Origin of the sequence: Nostoc sp. MS1 (genome assembly GCF_019976755.1) — a bacterium.
Classification (GTDB): Bacteria; Cyanobacteriota; Cyanobacteriia; order Cyanobacteriales; family Nostocaceae; genus Trichormus.
Map to the genome: position 1 here is coordinate 1,227,036 of NZ_AP023441.1, position 18,152 is coordinate 1,245,187.

An 18,152-nucleotide genomic window follows, 5' to 3' on the forward strand; every position below is an offset into this window, starting at 1 on the left:
TGGGTAATAGGTAATAGTTTGCTTCCCATTACCCATTACCAATAGTTAGTAATTCATTGCTAATCGTGCGAGGGAACGACTGTGACGACTGTTGAAGCGCTGATAAATAAGTATGATAATGGTTTGGGTTGTGCTGCTCAGACTGCATATCAAAATTTAGTTTGGAAAGGTTCTTTAGACACGATATCTTTTGAACCGACAGCTATAAAAAACAAATTACTCTCTTTAGATCAACCTTGTTACATTGTCAAAGTTGCTGGTAACATCGGTGTAACAAATGATGGCTATTTGGCTCCTGCGGAAATTGGTACAACAGGACAAGTAGAGCTTTTAACATCTTTAGCACCTATCAAAATTCAACAGTTAGGCGATCCTAGTTTTCTCTCATTTTATGGTGTACAGTCTGCCTATATGACTGGAGCAATGGCTGGCGGTATTGCATCGGAAGAAATGATCATTGCTTTAGGTAAAGAGAAAATTTTAGGTTCCTTTGGCGCAGGTGGTTTACCTCCAGAACGTTTAGAAGCAGCAATTAATCGTATCCAGCAAGCTTTACCTCATAGCCCCTACGCCTTCAATTTAATTCACAGCCCCAACGAAATGGCGATTGAACGCCGTGCCGTAGATTTGTACCTTAAATATGGGGTAACAACGGTAGAAGCTTCGGCATTTTTAGATTTAACTGCCAATATTGTTTATTACCGGGTGGCGGGGTTAAGTTTAAATGATGCTAATCAAATTCAAATCAAAAATAAGGTCATTGCAAAGATTTCTCGCCGGGAAGTTGCGAGTAAATTTATGCAGCCAGCACCAGCAAGAATTATTAAAGAATTGTTGGAAGAAGGCTTAATTACTGAGTTGCAAGCGAAGTTGGCCGAGAAAGTGCCAATGGCGGATGATATTACTGTAGAAGCTGATTCTGGCGGTCATACAGATAATCGTCCTTTGGTTTGTTTGTTACCTTCAATTATTGCTTTGCGGGATGAAATTCAAGCTAAATATCATTACTCACAATCTATTAGAGTTGGTGCGGCCGGAGGAATTGCGACACCAGAATCAGCTTTAGCAGCTTTTATGATGGGTGCTGCTTATGTAGTAACTGGTTCGGTGAATCAATCTTGTGTTGAATCTGGTGCTTGTGAACATACTAAACAGTTATTAGCGCAAGCGGAAATGGCTGATGTAATTATGGCTCCCGCCGCCGATATGTTTGAAATGGGAGTTAAGTTACAAGTCCTTAAACGCGGTACGATGTTCGCTATGCGGGCGCAAAAGTTGTATGAATTGTACCGCAGTTATGATTCTATTGAAGCCATTCCTCAAGCCGAAAGAGAGAAATTAGAAAAGCAAGTTTTTCGCAAGACAATTGCCGAAGTTTGGGAAGGAACAGCAGCTTATTTATCACAAAAGAATCCTGAGAAATTGGGTAAGGCTGTTAATAATCCTAAGTTGAAAATGGCGTTGATTTTCCGTTGGTATTTAGGATTATCTTCCCGTTGGTCTAGTGCTGGGGAAAAAGGTAGAGAAGTTGATTATCAGATTTGGTGTGGCCCAGCAATGGGTGGTTTTAACGACTGGGTACGTGGTTCTTATTTAGCAGAACCACAAAATCGGCGCGTGGTTGATGTTGCTCATCACATTATGAATGGTGCGGCGTTTTTATATCGCATTCAAAGTTTAAAAATTCAAGGGATGCAAATCACTGATTACTACAGCCAATATCAGCCAATTAGGTAATAGGTAATAGGTAATGGGTAATAGCAGTTATTTAGAAGACGCATTTCGACTACGCTCAATGCTCGATTATCTGACTATAAGAGGGTTGAATTTGACTACGCAGTAGTTGAGCGCAGCCGAAACTACTGTGTAGTCGAAACCCGGTAATCTCAAGTTAGGTTTAATTGACTGCTTCTATTTAATACGCAATGACCAATTACCAATTACCAATTACCAAAATCACTAAATAATTTGGAGCTTTCAAAATGAGTCTAAAAGAAACTTATAGTGCAGCAGATATTCAAGCTTGGATGATATCTAATCTGGCGGAAATGTTGGGTGTTGATGCTGATGAAATTGACCCTACTATCAATTTGGAAAGTTATGGTTTAGATTCAGCGCAAGCGATGACGCTGGTTAGCAAACTAGAAAAATTGTTGGGTTTTCAGCCATCACCTTTATTGTTATGGCACTATCCAACCATCGAATCATTGTCTGGGCGTTTAGCTGAGGAGTTGGAAGAACAATCAGAGTCACAAGATACAGATTCTAATACTTCTAGCTTAACTACTGATGCGCCTGTTCTGGATTTACAAGCTGAGGTAGTTCTTGACCCGACAATTCATCCTGGTGGCGCTATTCCGGTTGATTTTCCTGTCACTCAACCTAAAAAAGTATTGGTAACAGGTGCGACTGGATTTTTAGGCGCTTTCCTAATTCGGGAGTTGCTACAACAAACTCAGGCTGATGTTTATTGTTTGGTACGTGCTGCTGATGTTGAAGCAGGTAAAGCTAAACTGCAAAGTAATCTTGAAGGTTATGCAATTTGGCAAGAAGAATACGCATCCAGAATTATTCCTGTTATCGGTGATTTAGCTGAACCTTTGTTGGGTTTAGGTGCAACAAATTTCCAAACTTTAGCGGCAGAAATTGACACTATTTATCATAGTGGTGCGTTGCTAAATTATGTTTTCCCTTACTCAGCATTGAAAGCTGCGAATGTATTGGGAACTCAAGAAATATTGAGATTGGCTTGTCAAATTAAAGTCAAGCCTGTGCATTATGTTTCTAGCGTGGCGGTGTTTGAATCACCTGTTTACGCTGGTAAGGTGGTGAAGGAAGATGATGATTTTAGCCACTGGGAAGGTATTTTCTTAGGATATTCTCAAACCAAATGGGTGGCTGAGAAGTTGGTGAAGATTGCGAGCGATCGCGGTTTACCTGTTACCATTCATAGACCACCGTTAATTGCCGGAGACAGTCAGACAGGTATCGGTAACACCCACGATTTCATTAACCTCATGGTCAAGGGTTGTCTACAAATGGGCTGCTTCCCCGAAGTGGAATATATGCTAGATATGTCTCCTGTAGATTATGTCAGCAAAGCGATCGTTCATTTATCGATGCAGAAACAATCGCTAGGTAAAGCTTTCCACCTCCAACATCCCGAACCAGTTTCTTTAAGTGTTCTAGTTGACTGGGTACGTTCCTTTGGGTATCAAATCAAAACCCTCCCCTACGAAGAATGGCAAGCAGAGTTAATTAAAAATGCTACTTCTGTAGATAACCCCTTATACACCCTGCGTCCCTTCCTCCTAGAACGCTGGTCTGATGAACAACTCACCATTCCTGATTTATACCTCAAAGCCAGAAGACCCCACATTAGTTGTCAAGACACCACCAAGGCATTAGCAGGTAGTTCGATTAGCTGTCCACCTATCGACGGCAAATTATTCATGACCTACACAGCTTATTTGATTCAAACTGGCTTTTTGACTTTGGCGTAGGAAGTAGTTGACCAGTTGACAGTTGACAGTTGACAGCGCTTACCAGGGGGATGAGGGAGATGAGGGGGATAAAAAGGCCAGTTAGGCAAGGCAAGTAAAGAAAGATTCTTTTGTCTTCCTCTACTTCCCCATCTTCCCCCACTCCCTCATCTCCCCTTACTCCTCCCACTCCCTACTTCCAAAATTTTGATTTCATGCGTCCAACCCGGTTTCATTGAGAAACTGGGTTTTTCCTGTGGCGTGATATTAAATAACGTTTATCAATAACACTACCCACCTTCAATCAATGCTATAAATGTAATGGAATAAAAGGTTAAATCTCGTTAAACAAACCATTGAATTAAAGCCTGTTCTGCAACAGAGGCGATCAACACTGTTATGAGTGCATTATGACAACTTTGTGTGGAAGGAGTGCAGTCTACGCGGGTCTATCAGCAAGTGTGATGTGTAGCTGTCTTTATCGCATTTCGTTGTGAATGGGTGGGTAGTTTGATGATTTGAAAGTATATAGTGCTGAGTGATGAGTGCTGAGAAATTCTGAATGAGCGAATTTTGAATTGATTCATCTCCAGTTCCTAATATACTCAATGCGTAAATCCTGCGGCTCAGAGTTCGGAGACTAGCAGGTTATAATGACAACTCTCACAGGTAAGACAGTGCTTTTGACCGGGGCTTCGCGCGGTCTGGGTGTCTACATTGCTCGTGCTTTGGCAAAGGAACAGGCAACGGTAGTTTGTGTTTCGCGTTCACGCTCAGGGTTAGCACAAACCTGTAATGCAGTTGAAGCTGCGGGTGGTAATGCGATCGCAATCCCTTTTGATGTGAGCAACATATCACAATTATCAGGTCTTGCCCAGCAGGCTCAAGATATTGTCGGCCCTATTGATGTCTTGATTAACAATGCTGGCATAGAAATTAACTCAGCTTTTGCAAATTACTCTCTAGCGGAAATTCAATCAATCTTCAACACTAATCTATTAGCTGCTATGGAATTAACACGCTTTTTGCTACCCAATATGATGGAGCGGGGTAGTGGTCGAATTGTTAATATTGCTTCTCTAGCTGGTAAAAAGGGAGTTGCTTTTAATAGCGTTTACTCGGCTAGCAAAGCAGGTTTGATTATGTGGACTGATGCACTGCGTCAGGAATTAGTTGGTACTGGGGTTCAGGCTGCGGTGGTTTGCCCTGGCTATATTTCCCAAACTGGTATGACTGTTGATACCCGTGTAGCTGCACCCAAACTGGCAGGGATTTCTACACCACAGAGTGTAGCCAATGCTATTGTACGCGCTATCAAGTACAACACGGCAGAAGTTATTGTTAATGAAAACCCCATCATGGAAAGTTTGACAAGACTGATGTTGTCTTTAGGGCAACTTGCTCCTACTTCAGTTGATACAATTTATCGATGGTTGGGTGTAGTTAAATTCAACCAAAAACGTGCAGAAAATAGAGCCAAAGAAAGCTGTGTAGCTGTCGGCTCTCATCAAGCATGATACCGCCGTTGCTTAGGGAATGAGGCATTGACAAATCAATACTGCCAGAACTTTGGCTGCCAACCAAAACCCGCCACGGCAACAGCAGCAACGCAATTATCATCTGGCACTAGCTCTAAGAGACTCCAAGCTGGGGATGTCTGTAACTTAGCTGGTTCTGTGGGAGTTAGTGCTATTTCAATTTCTTCTAATTTAGCAATTCCGTCGCCCGTTGCTTTAAGATAAGCCTCTTTACAAGTCCAATAACGGAAAAAAATCTTTTGTTTTTGTTCATCAGGTAGCGATCGCAATAATTCATATTCTTGTGGTAAAAAGAATCTTTGGGCAAGACTTTCTAAATCTGATGTCGGGCGGATATATTCTAAATCTATGCCGATTTGGCGGGTGTAATTAACTGCACACAAACCTAGATTTTGGGAGTGTGACAAGTTAAACTGTAAACCACTGTGGTTATTTGCCAGCAGTGGTTTACCCTTCGGCTCATAATCAAACTTGACTTGTTGTGGTTCAACACCCAAATACTGCCCCAATATACTGCGGAGAATACCACGCCCCGCAATAAAGCGCTGCCGATGTTCAGGGAAATAAAATCTATTAACACGAGCCAATTCATCACTAGATAAAGTTGTAGCTAAAACTTGTATCTGTGACTCTGGCTGTTCAAGTGAGATACGCCAGACATGAACTTCGTCCGAAGACAAGGTTAAATCTAAAGGTTTTGGTAGCCAGTTATACTGAAACAATGCTAAAAGTCAGAACGCAATGATAAATATATAGCAGAAGGTTGGGTGTTGGGGGAGATGAGGGAGACTGACAGGTGTAGGTTTTTTACAAGAGTGTGAGCATTCATTCACGCTTGACAGAAAATAAAAGCAGACTGACAAAGTGAAACAGAGGCTCAAATGCTGAAAAATGAGTACCTCAAACAATGGACAAATATAGTGTCACAGAAAATGCCACATCTGACGTTACCACAAGTGGTAGGGCTGGCAACATGGAGTTTTGGCATAGTGATGACAAGATCAAGTAGCTTGAGCAAAGTGTCAAAATTCATAGCTCAAGTCAACTCAGAAAAGGCAAATACAGTACGTCAAAGATTAAAAGAATGGTATGAGGAAGCCTCTGCCAAAAAAGGGCTTCATCGTCGGACTCTAGATGTAAGTAGTTGTTTTGCGCCATTGCTGTTATGGGTGATCAGTTTGCTACCTACCAATATCAAGCGTATTGCGCTAGCACTAGACGCAACCAGTATCGGCAATAAGTTTGTAGTCTTATCAGTAAACATACTCTTGGCGGGTTGTGGAATCCCGATAGCATGGTGTGTGGTCAAAGCACATGAGCCAGGAAGTTGGAAAGGGCATTGGCACAATCTGCTCACAGCAATCAAAGATGCCATCCCAACTGAGTTTGATGTCATAGTCACTGCTGACAGAGGACTGTATGCTTGTTGGTTGTATGAATTGATTGTGGCTGCTGGCTGGCATCCGTTTTTACGTATTAACCATCAAGGAACTTATCGCCTGCCATCTGGGAATACATGGCATCCACTAAAAGATGTGGTTTGTACCCCTGGAACATCTTGGTCAGGTCGAATTATTTGCTTTGTCACCAATCCCGTTGAATGTACATTGCTTGCCCGTTGGGATCTTGGTTACAAAGACCCTTGGTTGATTTTGACTGACCTTGAACCCACGAGCGCCTCTGCACTCTGGTACGGTTTACGTCCTTCTACAGAATGTGTTTATCGGGATGTCAAAGGAGATGGTTGGGATTGGCATCATACTCGTTTGCTCTCACCACAACGTGCTGAACGTTTGTGGTTAGCCATCGCTGTTGCCACTCTTTGGATGGTGATGCTGGGGGGCGAAGCGGAAAATCAATCTTCTCCCCCAACTCTCGAACAACTTCCACCTCGACATGTTGTCTTTTCTCAGCCTTTCCACCTTCATCCTCAGCGTCAGATTTCTTGTTTTTTGTTAGGCCTGTTGACCCTGATTGCTGATTTACTCAACCATCTTCCTATTCATCTTCCCAGTTGGAGTGCTTTTCCTCATACTCCTGTTGACGATTTCTTTTGCTTCAATTCCTCCTAATTGTAAAAAACCTACACCTGTCAGGATGAGGGAGATGAGGAAGATGAGGGAGAATAACTAATAGACTATTGACTATGGACTAATGACTATGGACTAATGACTAATGACTAACAACTAATTTTTTAATATGCAGCTAAATATTAGCCGGCGTAAATTTGTTTTATATGGTTCTGCTACCTTTGCTACTAGCTTATTACTGAAAGCTTGCAGTAGTAATAATCAAACTTCGACACCAACAGCTAGTGGTGGTGGGGGAGGGTTTAAAATAGCAATTGTCCTCCCTGGAGTCATCACAGACAAAGCTTGGAATCAATCTGGTTACGAAGGTGTAAACTTAGCTAAACAAAAGCTAAATGCCGAAATCGCCTATGTGGAACAAGTCGCCCAAGCTGATCAAACAGAAGCATTAACCGACTTTGCTCGTAAAGGTTATAATCTTGTCTTCGCCCACGGTGGACAATTTGATGCAGCTATAGAACAAGTAGCACCGCAATTTCCTAATACATTTTTTGTAGGCGTAAATGGTAACACCAAGGGCGAAAATATTGCTTCTTTAAGAATTGACCATTTACAAGGTAGTTATTTATGCGGCATTATCGGCGCTGCTATGACTAAATCTAATAAATTAGCTTATATTGCTGGACAAGAATTTCCTGCTACCCAAGAAGAATTAAGAGGTTTTGAATTAGGGGCAAAATCAGTTAAACCTAATATTCAAATTGTTTCTACATTTACAGGCGATTGGAATGATGTTGCTAAGGCAAAGGAAGCTACCCTAGCCTTAATTTCTTCTGGTGCTGATGTAATTTATCAATGGTTAGATAGTGCAAGTCCCGCAGTTTTACAAGCAGCCAGTGATAAAGGAGTCTACGCTTTTGGCAATACAAAAGACCAGTTAGATGTTGCCCCAAAAGCCGTATTAACTAGCGCAGTTAAACGCTTAGATATAGCAATAGCCTATTTAGCGGAATTGGCACAGCAAAAACAACTTAAAGGACAAATATATTCTATCGGTTTAGAAAGAGAAGATATATTAACATTAGGCAAATTTGGTGCGGGAGTTCCAGAAGCCGTAAAACAGAATGCTTTAAAAGCAAAACAGGATATAGTTGCTAAAAAGATTTATTTTGAAAGCTGCCAGGAAGCTGGTAAAAGTACACGTTGCATCAAAAAAGCATAAAACTATATAGCGTTTTCTAATCTGCGTCCATCTGCGTTCAATTATTCTTGCTTCTCATCCCCTAACTAAGCAAATTAGCCCAACATCAAATTCAATAATATTAATGTATTTACGTTTAGAAAATATTAGCAAGCGGTTTAATTCGTTCATAGCTAACGATAATATTAGTCTGAGTGTTGATGCTGGTAAAATTCATGCAATTCTAGGTGAAAACGGCGCAGGCAAGACAACATTGATGAATATAATTAGTGGTCTATATCAACCTGATGCGGGAAAAATATATTTACAAAATAAACAAGTAAAAATTACTTCGCCAAATGAGGCAATACAATTAGGTATAGGCATGATCTATCAACATTTCATGCTTGTACCGCAGTTAACTTTGACTGAAAATATCATCCTGGGTACAGAACAAAATTGGCGTTTAAATTTACGCCAAAAGCAACAAGAAATAGCGGCTTTATCCCAAGCTTACGGATTAGAAATTGACCCTACAGCTAAAGTAGAAGATTTACCTGTCGGTACACAACAGCGCGTAGAAATTCTTAAGGTTTTATATCGCCAAGCTAAACTATTAATTCTTGATGAACCAACAGCAGTCCTCACACCCCCAGAAGTCGCATCATTAATTCATATCTTGCAGCAATTGGCGGCTGCTGGTAATACAATTATTTTTATTAGTCATAAGTTAGAAGAAGTAATTAATGTTTGCGATACGGTAACAGTGCTACGGCGAGGTAAGGTAGTAGGAACAGTAAAAACAGAAGATGTAACTCCTCAGCAATTAGCAGAATTGATGGTAGGGAGAGACGTTACTTTACAAGTTAATAAATCTGCATCTGTACCAGGAAAGACGATATTGTCAATCCAGAATTTGCAAGTTGCTGATGATAGGGGTGTTGTTACTGTTCGTGATATTTCCTTGCAACTACAAGCAGGGGAAATTTTAGGCATTGCGGGTGTAGATGGTAATGGACAGCGAGAACTAGCAGATGCGATCGCCAATTTAAGACCCATCATCAAAGGTAAAATTGAATTACATAAATCTCGTACTCGTCAAGGCGTAGGTTACATCCCAGAAGATAGGCAAAAAATGGGTCTAGTTTTGCAGTTTAATATTGCTCAAAACTTGATTTTAAATACATTTAAAATCTCGCCATTTTGCCGTAATTTCTTATTACAACCAGCAACAATTAAAAATCACGCCCAAGCTGCAATGGCACAATTCGATATTCGGGCGACTGGAGAAGATATCAAGGTAAGTCAACTATCAGGCGGAAACCAACAAAAAGTAGTATTAGCAAGAGAACTGGCGGGAGAACCTGATTTAATTGTCGCAATGCAACCCACGCGGGGTTTAGATGTGGGGGCGATAAGTGCAGTTCATTCACGGTTGTTAGCCGAACGCGATCGCGGTGCGGCAATATTGTATATTTCTACTGAGTTAGAAGAAGTGATGGCAATGAGCGATCGCATTGCTGTAATCTACAGAGGTGAGTTTGTCGATATTTTAGATGCACAAACGGCGACAGTAGAAGAAATTGGTTTCTTGATGGCTGGAGGGATACATAGAAGATAAAAATGCCGAGTCTAATTTATATAGATCAAATCTGAATATAAATTACAGAGGTAGAAAGTGACTGAAAAAGAAATGAAAAATCTACATGGAAAAATTGATGCTGGAGTTAAAGCAGCAATTGCCACCGCGATAGAACGACATCGCAAGCTAGGGCAATCAATTAGCATTATGCAGGATGAAAAAGTTGTCACTTTAAATGCTGATGAAATTCCCCTTCAGAATCAACAAAATAATATAAGGCAACTTTTATGAGAGCGATCGCGTTACATCATATATCAGCAATTAGAGCCACATTGTGATTAAATAGTAATATAAAATGAAAAAGTATTTAATTTTTGAATTATATAAATCCTACCAATGAGTAACTCTATATCCTTTCAAACAGTCATCGAATATGTAGAGGCTCTTTCTATCGAAGAGCAAGATTTACTAGTCGAACTAATTTCTAAAAGACGCATTGAACAACGGCGTAAAGAAATTGCCGCCAACGCTGCAAAAACACTGGAAGCAATGAGAACAGCTACAGCCAAGCGTGGTACTCTTAAGGATCTGCGAAATGATTTGTTAAGTGAAGAATGAGACTTATTGTTTGGGATAGTAGTTTCAAGCGTGCTTTTAAACGAGTTATTCGGAAAAACCCTCAATTAGAAGAAACAATTTTTGAAGTTTTGGAATTACTTGTCACTGATCCATTTACACCTACTTTAAAATCACATAAGTTAAAAGGTGATTTAGCAGGTTTGTGGGCTTGCTGGGTTGAGTATGATTGCCGTATTGTTTATAAATTTGAGCCAAATCCTGATGAAAGTGAGGATATGATTGTACTAATTGATATTGGCACTCATGATGAAGTTTATTGAGCAATAGAGTCACTAAATCTTTTATCACCTCATATATACCTACCCTACTTACAACATGTTCGGAAACTAATGTCACGTTAAATGCTGATGAAATTTCAGGAATTCAGAGTCAGCAAACTTATGGTAAATAAGTGGACATAAATTAGTATGGTATGTTAACTTGGCTTGATTTATTTCCAGGTCAACTACCATGTCACAAGATATTAAAGTTTGGGATATTACGTCCACAGGTGTTCTTAGCGAAATCAAAAAATCTAAACTTAACTTTGAGCAGCGTATACAAGGCTGGTTAGAGCAAGATATCTCTATTATTTCCCATAATTTTTTAGTAATAGGGAAAGAGGTAAAAACAGATTATGGCGGATTTATAGACCTTTTATGCCTCGACCGAAAAGGCGATATTGTTATTATAGAGTTAAAACGTGACAAAACTCCTAGAGAAGTTACTGCCCAAGCTTTAGATTATGCCTCTTGGGTAAAAAATTTAGCCAATGAAACTATTACCAATATTGCTAACAGTTATCTAACAAATAAATTTGACCTAGAACTTGATAAAGTGTTTCAAAAAACTTTTAATACGGAATTACCCGAAGTTCTTAATACAAATCATCATATCTTAATTGTTGCATCTGAAATAGACAGTAGCTCGGAAAGAATTATTAACTATTTATCTGGAACTTACGGTATCAGTATTAATGCTGTAACATTTCAATACTTCCGCCATGAAGATGGTAGGGAACTTTTGGCAAGAGTATTTTTAATTGAACCAAATCTGGTAGAAGAAAATACACTACGACAAAATAATTCTAAGAGACAGCCAAATCTATCTTATGAAGAACTAGCAGAAATTGCTAAAACAAATGGAGTAGAAGAAATATACTTTGAACTTTATAAAAGTTTAGTTGGTAATTATTTTACTGTTGTTTCAACAACCAGAAGTTCATTAGCTTTAAAGAAAGGCAGTAGAACTATATTTACTTTAATTCCTGTAGAAAGTAATGTTAATAAAGGATTGAAATTTCGCATCTATACGATGAGATTTGCAGAATGTTTTGGTATGAGGATGGAAGAAATAACGAATTTATTACCAGTCTCAAAATATGCTTGGGAAAACTATCCTGGCGCTCCACCTGATTGGTGTGGATATGAAGGATTCTTTAGCAATTTAGAGGAAGTAAATAAATTTATTACAGGATTACATAAAATGAGCTAATGAGATTTGAAGGCTATCCCTACTATTGATGACAATAAAAAATCGTATTCGTCCTCAACTGCTATCAATCCTATCACCGCTAATTGCCATTACTTCTGCTCTTATTGTCGGTGCTATCCTCATCCTACTTGCAGGGGCAAACCCCATCACCGCCTACACCGCCTTATTTCAAGAATCTCTCTCTACTTATTTTGGGTTTGGTAATACCCTCACCAAAATGACACCCCTACTATTTACTAGCTTAGGGGTATTAATAGCATTACAGGCTGGTCAATTTAATATCGGTGGCGAAGGACAAATTTATCTTGGTGCGTTGGGTAGCACTTTAATTGGTTTATATGTGCAAGGATTACCTAGTATCATACACATACCCTTAGGGCTTCTGGTTGGGTTTGGGTTTGGTGCGGTTTGGGGTTGGATACCTGGTTATCTCAAGGCGGTACGGGGAGTAAATGAAGTTATCACTACCCTATTACTCAATTACATCGCTGTAAACTTAGTCAGCTACTTGGTGCAGAACCCCTTAAAAGCACCAGCCGCACCTAGTCCTTACTCACCATTAATTGCTAAATCTGCACAATTACCGATTATATTACCCCAAAGTTTAGCCCATACAGGTATTTTACTAGCATTAATTACCGCCGGAATATTATGGGTGCTATTAGTGCGATCGCCTCTAGGATACCAAATCGCCGCCGTTGGTTTTAACCCCACAGCCGCCCATTATGCAAGGATTTCCGTCAAGAATACTATCATGCTAGTGATGGCCTTAGCAGGTGGTTTAGCTGGTTTAGCTGGTGCATCAGAAGTCATGGGGTTGAAGTACCGCTTATTTGAACAAGTATCCCCAGGTTACGGGTTTGATGCCATTGCGATCGCCTTTCTCAGTCGTGGTAGTATTAGCGGCGTAGTCTTAACCTCCTTATTCTTTGCCGCCCTACGTAGTGGTGCTAATGTAATGCAGCGTAGCGCTGGTGTACCCGTGACTGTAGTTTATGCCATCCAGGGCTTAACCGTATTATTCATAGCCATCAGCCTCGCTGTAGAAAGACAAATCAAAACACACAGAAACGCCGAAGTTTAACGCCAAGGAACAAAAACCTCCTCTGCGCTCCTCCGCGCTTCCCTCTGCGTTCCTCTGCGTTAAAAAAACCTCCATGAATAACCTCAACTTCCTCTCTGACTACCTAATCGCCAGTATAAACTTAGCCGTACCCTTAGCATTTGCCGCCCTCGGTGGAATGTACTCAGAACGCTCAGGAGTGCTAAATATTGCCTTAGAAGGGATGTTATTGACAGGTGCTTTTACAAGTGCAATAGCCACATTTTACACTAATAATCCTTGGCTGGGTCTTCTCTGTGCCTTGATAGCTGGCGGATTAGTCGGATTATTCCATGCTTTCCTATGTGTTTCCTTATACGTCAATCAATTAGTCTCAGGATTAGCGATTAATTTAGTAGCTGCTGGCTTAACATCGTTTTTAGCGCGGTTAATATTTCAGGGTAACAGCACTCAGAGATTACCTGGAATTGAGGCGATAAACATTCCTTTTTTAGCGGATATACCCCTACTAGGAGCTTTACTATTTCAGCGAGATATATTTGTATATTTACTACTAATTCTAATTGCTGTCAGCACTTATGTTTTATTTAATACTAGCTTTGGCTTAAACTTGCGTGCAGTGGGAGAATATCCCCAAGCTGCGGCGACCACTGGGGTATCAGTATCAAAAGTCAAGTATGTGGCTGTAATTATTAGTGGCTGTCTTGCTAGTTTAGGAGGTGCTGATCTCGCTTTAGTGCAGATCAAATTTTTCTCAGAAAATATGAGTGCAGGTAAAGGATTTATTGCGATCGCTGCTTTAATTTTTGGGAGGTGGCATCCTATAGGTAGTACGTTGGCTTGTTTGTTATTTGGTGCAACGGAAGCTTTACAATTACGTATTCAAGCCTTGGGTGCAAATATACCTTATCAGTTTCTCGCCATGTTACCGTATGCGATCGCTATCTTCGCACTACTAGGGTTAGCAGGTAAATCCAAACCACCCCAAGGGTTAGGCGTTTCTTACTCACCAGAAAATCGGCAATAAAATTTATAAAGTTTGTCGTAAAGATAACGATAGCTATTTGTAGATTTCACTTAATCATAGAAATCTGAATCGATAAAATGAAAAATCGCATTATTATCATTGGCTTATCACTTTTACTATACGGAATAGCACTGAGTCTGCCATGTTTATTGTTTGATATATTACCAAGAGGTGTTGCCAAAGCTGACGCACCCCCAGGTCAAATTAATGCTTATGGTAATCTGGATAACATAACGGAAATGACTGGAATTGAGCTAACTATTGCTGGGTTATTTGGATTATTATTCTTTGTCATTTCCCCGTCACTTGGTTGGTTAGCTAACCCAACTTACTGGATGTCATGTATATTTTTAGCAAGACAACAGTATAAATTTTCCTTCTTTTCGGCATTAATAGCAGTCATTATAGGTTTTGCAGGCACAGTATCAGCATTTTGGTATAGATTACCTAATGGTAGTAGTCCTAACTCGGAACTACTGCTGAATAAATTGTTGCCGGGTTTTTGGTTTTGGCTTGCTGCTCCCTTACTGATAGGAGTGGTAAGTTTGCTCAAGTTAACCAAATTGATTAAATAACTACCCCAGCTTTAACTATTACTATTAGTAACACTTAACTTAACCAAATCAATATCAGCCAGCCAGATGAGCCGACTTTGAGCCGATGTCTTTTCTGGTAGAATTGGCGATCGCCATTCCACAGCATACAGCCAATTATGTTTTAGACTAAAGATACCTTGAATAATACGTTTGTTTGGCTGCTCACTAAAATCAACCTCAACTACATCGCCTAACTTAAAAGCTGGAGTAACAACACCATTACTTCTGAGTACATTTGTTGCGGAAAATTCCCCATGACGTAGATATAGCGTTTCATCATGACAAACTATGGCATAAATCCATTGCTCATCCTCCCAATGAACGCCGCAGCAATAACCATGTAAATTAGAGCTTGGTAAAAATACTTTCTCTTGTATTTGCACAGCCAATGACGGTATATTTTCACCCCAAGGCGGAGAAATATACCAACAGGACTCTAACATGGTAATCTCGTTCATCATGATGCTTTTGTGGCTTTCTTTTTATACATACACTTGCTTACACCATAGTTATCCGGAACATATTTTCCATAAGTTGCAAAAACAACAAGAAGTATATATAGATTCACTTGTAGAGGTTAGCAAATTATGGGTTTCTATTCACAAGTAATTTTCCCGCGTCTTCTCGACTGGAGTATGTCAGATCCCGTCTTCGCTAAATATCGTCAAGAACTACTAAAAGACGTTACAGGAGAAGTATTAGAAATTGGCTTCGGTACTGGATTAAATTTGGCTTACTATCCTCAGCATATTCGCAAAATCACTACAGTAGATGTAAATCCAGGGATGAATGCGTTAGCACAGAAGCGTATTGATGAGTCTGGTATTAAAGTTGAAAAACTTTTGCTATCAGGTGAAAATCTTCCTATGTCAGATAATACCTTTGATAGCGTAGTTAGCACATGGACTCTATGTAGTATTGCCAATGTTGAGCAAGCTATAAAAGAAGTTTACCGGGTATTAAAACCGGATGGTAAGTTCTTTTTTCTGGAACATGGACTTAGTGATCAGCCGAAGGTACAGGTATGGCAAAATCGGCTCACACCAATTCAAAAAGTTATAGCTGATGGCTGTCACTTAAATCGAAATATGCAGCAATTGGTAGCAAAAAGTTTTGATGATATAAAGCTAGAACGCTTCACACCAGAAAAGCTTCCAGATGTGATGGCTCATATGTATAAGGGATGTGCAACTAAAAAGGTGCAGCACTGAAAGCCTTTTACAGTCAAGTTTTTATGATTGAACAAAACTTAATACAAGAATTGATTTTACGGACATAAAAAATTTACAGCATGACTTTAACGGTATATTACTAATAATTGCCGTTCTTGTGGCTACCTCCGATGAAATTCCCACTGAAGAGACTTTCCAAGAAACGACCACAGCGAGTTCAAATAAAAATTCAAGATGGAAAATTTGAGATTATTGGCATGGGTACATGGTATTCATACTGGCGTGATCCTTACCATTTGTTATTAACAATTCCGTGGTCTGGATTTTTATTAATAATTTGTCTTTCTTACATCACAATTAATATTATATTTGCTCTAGCTTATTGGCTAGGAGGAGATTGTATTGCCAATGCTAGACCAGGCTCTTTTTTAGATTTATTTTTCTTTAGTGTGCAAACACTCGCATCCATTGGTTATGGTGCAATGTATCCTAAGACACTATATTCTAATATAGTTGTCACCATCGAAGCCATGATTGGTTTAGTGGGAATTGCCCTCATGACAGGGCTGGCATTTGCTCGATTTTCCCGCCCTTCTGCCCGTGTCATATTTAGTCGTGTCGCCGTAATTACACCCTATAATGGTGTACCAACTTTGATGTTTCGCACTGCTAACCAACGGCGTAATTTAATTTTAGAAGCACAGATGCGGGTTTATTTAATGCGGGATGAAATCACCACAGAAGGAGAATTTATTCGGCGTTTTCATGATTTAAAACTACTGAGAACTCAAACTCCAAGTTTTACATTAAGTTGGTTAGCACTACATCCAATAGATGAAACAAGTCCTCTTTATGGAATGTCAGCAGAGTCATTAATTCAAACAAACACAAATATAATTATTTCGGTCAGTGGTATAGATGAAGCTGTTGCACAAGTAGTTCATGCTCGTCATCAATATACCGCTCATAATATTTTATGGAATAATCGTTTTGTTGATATCTTTCACCACACATCAGACGGACATCGATACATTGACTATAAATACTTTCATGATGTTGAACCTTTAGAGAAATAATTAATGAGTTAGTAGGGTGTGTCAGTAGGAATATCTTCTTGTTATAGTTAGGGTTTATCGTACTGACGCACCTTACATTTTGGAGATTTTTTATTTATAAATCCCTATTTTCGCCCTTTACCCAAAACTGCCGCAAAATCTCTCCCGGCTTTCGATCCCAAGTATCTATATGTTCGTAAATTAAATTATTTTGCCTCAACTTATAAGTTGAATAACCATTAAAAAAAATATCTGCTTGCCAAGGAACACGCAAAGTTCCCCGCACCGTCCATTTAGCTAAAACTGTATATTCATCTACCTGAGATACTTCATGTAAATCGAAGTAGATTTGAGTGAAAAATAACCGTGCATGAAAGCGTAAAGTCCAAAAAATGATTCTGTAGTTAAATTTGCCCTTAAATTTATTTACAGGGTCTTGAAAGTAAATATCTTGCGTATAGATATCATACGAGATATCCTTCTCAAACAGTGTCGGTAAATCTTGTTGGAGAGTTTTGATTACTTGTGCTATTGGTAGTTGAGATTCCACAATCTTTTCCTATCTTTTAGGCTTTTATGCCAACACTAGGAAAATCATACATTATAAAAGTGCTAAGATAGGCAATTTTTCAGTTTTGGGTTTAATCTCTAAAGCTGATGTCAACCCATCAAACATTAAGTTAAAAGCATTATAAATTCTCTCTATCATTTTTAAAACTTGCGCTTCCTCATCCTGAGTCAACTGAACTTCTGCCAAATAATTTGTCAGCTTCTCTGCAAATACTCTATAATTTTTCTCAAATTCCCAGTGGTAATTAGAAAAGTACTTCAAACTACTACAGTAATTAACTGTATCCATAAAATCGACAGTATACCCTAAAAAGATGTTACTTGTAGATTCCAGAGTTAATAACAAAACGACGCGCTCATAGTCACTTTGTGCTTGAAAAACTTCCGACATAAGTGCATAGGTAGCATCCCGCGTAGTTGCACAATTACGGCTGTAAATAGACTGCACCGTCAGTATTTTACATTCCATATCATGGACATCGCTGACAAACCAATGTTCATGCCCACTTTGCTCTAGCCTATGCTTGCGGACGATATTGCGGATTTTATCATTAGTAATTCGTTCTTCGTTGAGTCGGAGTAAATCTTGAAAAGACATTACCCAGAAACTCAAACGTGCAGCCACAGAGGCAAATTGTTCTAAAGTTATATCGTCAGTTAACAGTTGGAAAAACTGATGTTTTGTAAATTGAAACTGTTTATTAGCCAGATAATTTTGAATTTTTTGCATAACAGTTGCGATATT

19 protein-coding genes are annotated in these 18,152 nt (G+C 39.4%); 15 read left to right on the forward strand and 4 right to left on the reverse strand.

Annotated features, from left to right (window positions below):
• Positions 1–81: 81 nt before the first annotated feature.
• The 3 genes from NSMS1_RS05335 to NSMS1_RS05345 all read left to right on the forward strand — a co-directional run bounded on the left by NSMS1_RS05335 (position 82) and on the right by NSMS1_RS05345 (position 4,999).
• Positions 82–1,737: a PfaD family polyunsaturated fatty acid/polyketide biosynthesis protein gene (locus NSMS1_RS05335; protein WP_224091735.1), complete on the forward strand. Its 1,656-nt coding sequence runs from the start codon at positions 82–84 to the stop codon at positions 1,735–1,737.
• Between the two features lie 245 nt (positions 1,738–1,982).
• Positions 1,983–3,503, forward strand: coding sequence for a thioester reductase domain-containing protein (locus NSMS1_RS05340; protein WP_224091736.1), 1,521 nt, complete (start codon positions 1,983–1,985; stop codon positions 3,501–3,503).
• 632 nt (positions 3,504–4,135) lie between these two features.
• A complete protein-coding gene (locus NSMS1_RS05345; protein WP_224091737.1) occupies positions 4,136–4,999 on the forward strand; it encodes an SDR family NAD(P)-dependent oxidoreductase in 864 nt (287 codons plus the stop codon).
• A gap of 35 nt (positions 5,000–5,034) precedes the next feature.
• Here NSMS1_RS05345 and hetI read toward each other — a convergent pair whose 3' ends face one another.
• A complete protein-coding gene (gene hetI / locus NSMS1_RS05350; protein ID WP_224091738.1) occupies positions 5,035–5,742 on the reverse strand; it encodes a 4'-phosphopantetheinyl transferase HetI in 708 nt (235 codons plus the stop codon).
• 159 nt (positions 5,743–5,901) lie between these two features.
• On the opposite strand from hetI, the gene NSMS1_RS05355 reads away from it, so the two are divergent.
• The 10 genes from NSMS1_RS05355 to NSMS1_RS05400 all read left to right on the forward strand — a co-directional run bounded on the left by NSMS1_RS05355 (position 5,902) and on the right by NSMS1_RS05400 (position 14,589).
• Positions 5,902–7,092 carry a transposase gene (locus NSMS1_RS05355; protein ID WP_224091739.1) on the forward strand — a complete coding sequence of 397 codons (1,191 nt, stop codon included), beginning with the start codon at positions 5,902–5,904 and terminating at the stop codon, positions 7,090–7,092.
• A gap of 127 nt (positions 7,093–7,219) precedes the next feature.
• Entirely contained in the window at positions 7,220–8,272 is a 1,053-nt protein-coding gene (locus NSMS1_RS05360) for a BMP family protein (RefSeq protein WP_224091740.1), read from the forward strand.
• A 103-nt stretch (positions 8,273–8,375) separates the two neighbouring features.
• Entirely contained in the window at positions 8,376–9,851 is a 1,476-nt protein-coding gene (locus NSMS1_RS05365; protein WP_224091741.1) for an ABC transporter ATP-binding protein, read from the forward strand.
• 57 nt (positions 9,852–9,908) lie between these two features.
• Positions 9,909–10,103 carry a hypothetical protein gene (locus tag NSMS1_RS05370; protein WP_224091742.1) on the forward strand — a complete coding sequence of 65 codons (195 nt, stop codon included), beginning with the start codon at positions 9,909–9,911 and terminating at the stop codon, positions 10,101–10,103.
• Between the two features lie 105 nt (positions 10,104–10,208).
• Positions 10,209–10,430, forward strand: a complete 222-nt coding sequence (locus NSMS1_RS05375) for a hypothetical protein (RefSeq protein WP_224091744.1) — start codon at positions 10,209–10,211, stop codon at positions 10,428–10,430.
• Positions 10,427–10,711, forward strand: a complete 285-nt coding sequence (locus NSMS1_RS05380) for a type II toxin-antitoxin system YafQ family toxin (RefSeq protein ID WP_224091746.1) — start codon at positions 10,427–10,429, stop codon at positions 10,709–10,711. Before NSMS1_RS05375 ends, NSMS1_RS05380 begins: the two co-directional genes overlap by 4 nt.
• 190 nt (positions 10,712–10,901) lie before the next feature.
• Entirely contained in the window at positions 10,902–11,924 is a 1,023-nt protein-coding gene (locus NSMS1_RS05385; RefSeq protein ID WP_224091749.1) for an endonuclease NucS domain-containing protein, read from the forward strand.
• Between the two features lie 28 nt (positions 11,925–11,952).
• On the forward strand, positions 11,953–13,008 hold the full coding sequence (locus NSMS1_RS05390) for an ABC transporter permease (RefSeq protein ID WP_224091750.1): 1,056 nt from the start codon (positions 11,953–11,955) through the stop codon (positions 13,006–13,008).
• Positions 13,009–13,081: 73 nt separating this feature from the next.
• A complete protein-coding gene (locus tag NSMS1_RS05395; protein ID WP_224091752.1) occupies positions 13,082–14,014 on the forward strand; it encodes an ABC transporter permease in 933 nt (310 codons plus the stop codon).
• Positions 14,015–14,091: 77 nt separating this feature from the next.
• Positions 14,092–14,589: a hypothetical protein gene (locus NSMS1_RS05400; RefSeq protein WP_224091754.1), complete on the forward strand. Its 498-nt coding sequence runs from the start codon at positions 14,092–14,094 to the stop codon at positions 14,587–14,589.
• A gap of 11 nt (positions 14,590–14,600) precedes the next feature.
• Here the strand turns inward: NSMS1_RS05400 and NSMS1_RS05405 are convergent, their stop codons facing one another.
• Entirely contained in the window at positions 14,601–15,071 is a 471-nt protein-coding gene (locus tag NSMS1_RS05405; protein ID WP_224091756.1) for a DUF1392 domain-containing protein, read from the reverse strand.
• A 126-nt stretch (positions 15,072–15,197) separates the two neighbouring features.
• Between NSMS1_RS05405 and NSMS1_RS05410 the strand changes: the two genes are divergently transcribed.
• Both NSMS1_RS05410 and NSMS1_RS05415 read left to right on the forward strand, forming a co-directional pair.
• A complete protein-coding gene (locus NSMS1_RS05410) occupies positions 15,198–15,821 on the forward strand; it encodes a class I SAM-dependent methyltransferase (protein WP_224091758.1) in 624 nt (207 codons plus the stop codon).
• A 131-nt stretch (positions 15,822–15,952) separates the two neighbouring features.
• Positions 15,953–16,858, forward strand: coding sequence for an ion channel (locus NSMS1_RS05415; protein WP_224091759.1), 906 nt, complete (start codon positions 15,953–15,955; stop codon positions 16,856–16,858).
• Between the two features lie 94 nt (positions 16,859–16,952).
• Here NSMS1_RS05415 and NSMS1_RS05420 read toward each other — a convergent pair whose 3' ends face one another.
• A complete protein-coding gene (locus NSMS1_RS05420) occupies positions 16,953–17,387 on the reverse strand; it encodes a DUF2358 domain-containing protein (protein WP_224091761.1) in 435 nt (144 codons plus the stop codon).
• A 51-nt stretch (positions 17,388–17,438) separates the two neighbouring features.
• A complete protein-coding gene (locus tag NSMS1_RS05425) occupies positions 17,439–18,137 on the reverse strand; it encodes a hypothetical protein (RefSeq protein WP_224091763.1) in 699 nt (232 codons plus the stop codon).
• Positions 18,138–18,152: the final 15 nt, after the last annotated feature.

Coding starts and splice junctions, on each gene's coding strand:
- NSMS1_RS05340 (WP_224091736.1), top strand. CDS start 1,983: ATGAGTCTAAAAGAAACTTATAGTGCAGCAGATATTCAAGCTTGGATG.
- NSMS1_RS05405 (WP_224091756.1), bottom strand. CDS start 15,071: ATGATGAACGAGATTACCATGTTAGAGTCCTGTTGGTATATTTCTCCG.
- NSMS1_RS05390 (WP_224091750.1), top strand. CDS start 11,953: ATGACAATAAAAAATCGTATTCGTCCTCAACTGCTATCAATCCTATCA.
- NSMS1_RS05395 (WP_224091752.1), top strand. CDS start 13,082: ATGAATAACCTCAACTTCCTCTCTGACTACCTAATCGCCAGTATAAAC.
- NSMS1_RS05380 (WP_224091746.1), top strand. CDS start 10,427: ATGAGACTTATTGTTTGGGATAGTAGTTTCAAGCGTGCTTTTAAACGA.
- NSMS1_RS05360 (WP_224091740.1), top strand. CDS start 7,220: ATGCAGCTAAATATTAGCCGGCGTAAATTTGTTTTATATGGTTCTGCT.
- NSMS1_RS05385 (WP_224091749.1), top strand. CDS start 10,902: ATGTCACAAGATATTAAAGTTTGGGATATTACGTCCACAGGTGTTCTT.
- NSMS1_RS05345 (WP_224091737.1), top strand. CDS start 4,136: ATGACAACTCTCACAGGTAAGACAGTGCTTTTGACCGGGGCTTCGCGC.
- NSMS1_RS05425 (WP_224091763.1), bottom strand. CDS start 18,137: ATGCAAAAAATTCAAAATTATCTGGCTAATAAACAGTTTCAATTTACA.
- NSMS1_RS05410 (WP_224091758.1), top strand. CDS start 15,198: ATGGGTTTCTATTCACAAGTAATTTTCCCGCGTCTTCTCGACTGGAGT.
- NSMS1_RS05415 (WP_224091759.1), top strand. CDS start 15,953: ATGAAATTCCCACTGAAGAGACTTTCCAAGAAACGACCACAGCGAGTT.
- NSMS1_RS05375 (WP_224091744.1), top strand. CDS start 10,209: ATGAGTAACTCTATATCCTTTCAAACAGTCATCGAATATGTAGAGGCT.
- NSMS1_RS05355 (WP_224091739.1), top strand. CDS start 5,902: ATGCTGAAAAATGAGTACCTCAAACAATGGACAAATATAGTGTCACAG.
- NSMS1_RS05365 (WP_224091741.1), top strand. CDS start 8,376: ATGTATTTACGTTTAGAAAATATTAGCAAGCGGTTTAATTCGTTCATA.
- NSMS1_RS05400 (WP_224091754.1), top strand. CDS start 14,092: ATGAAAAATCGCATTATTATCATTGGCTTATCACTTTTACTATACGGA.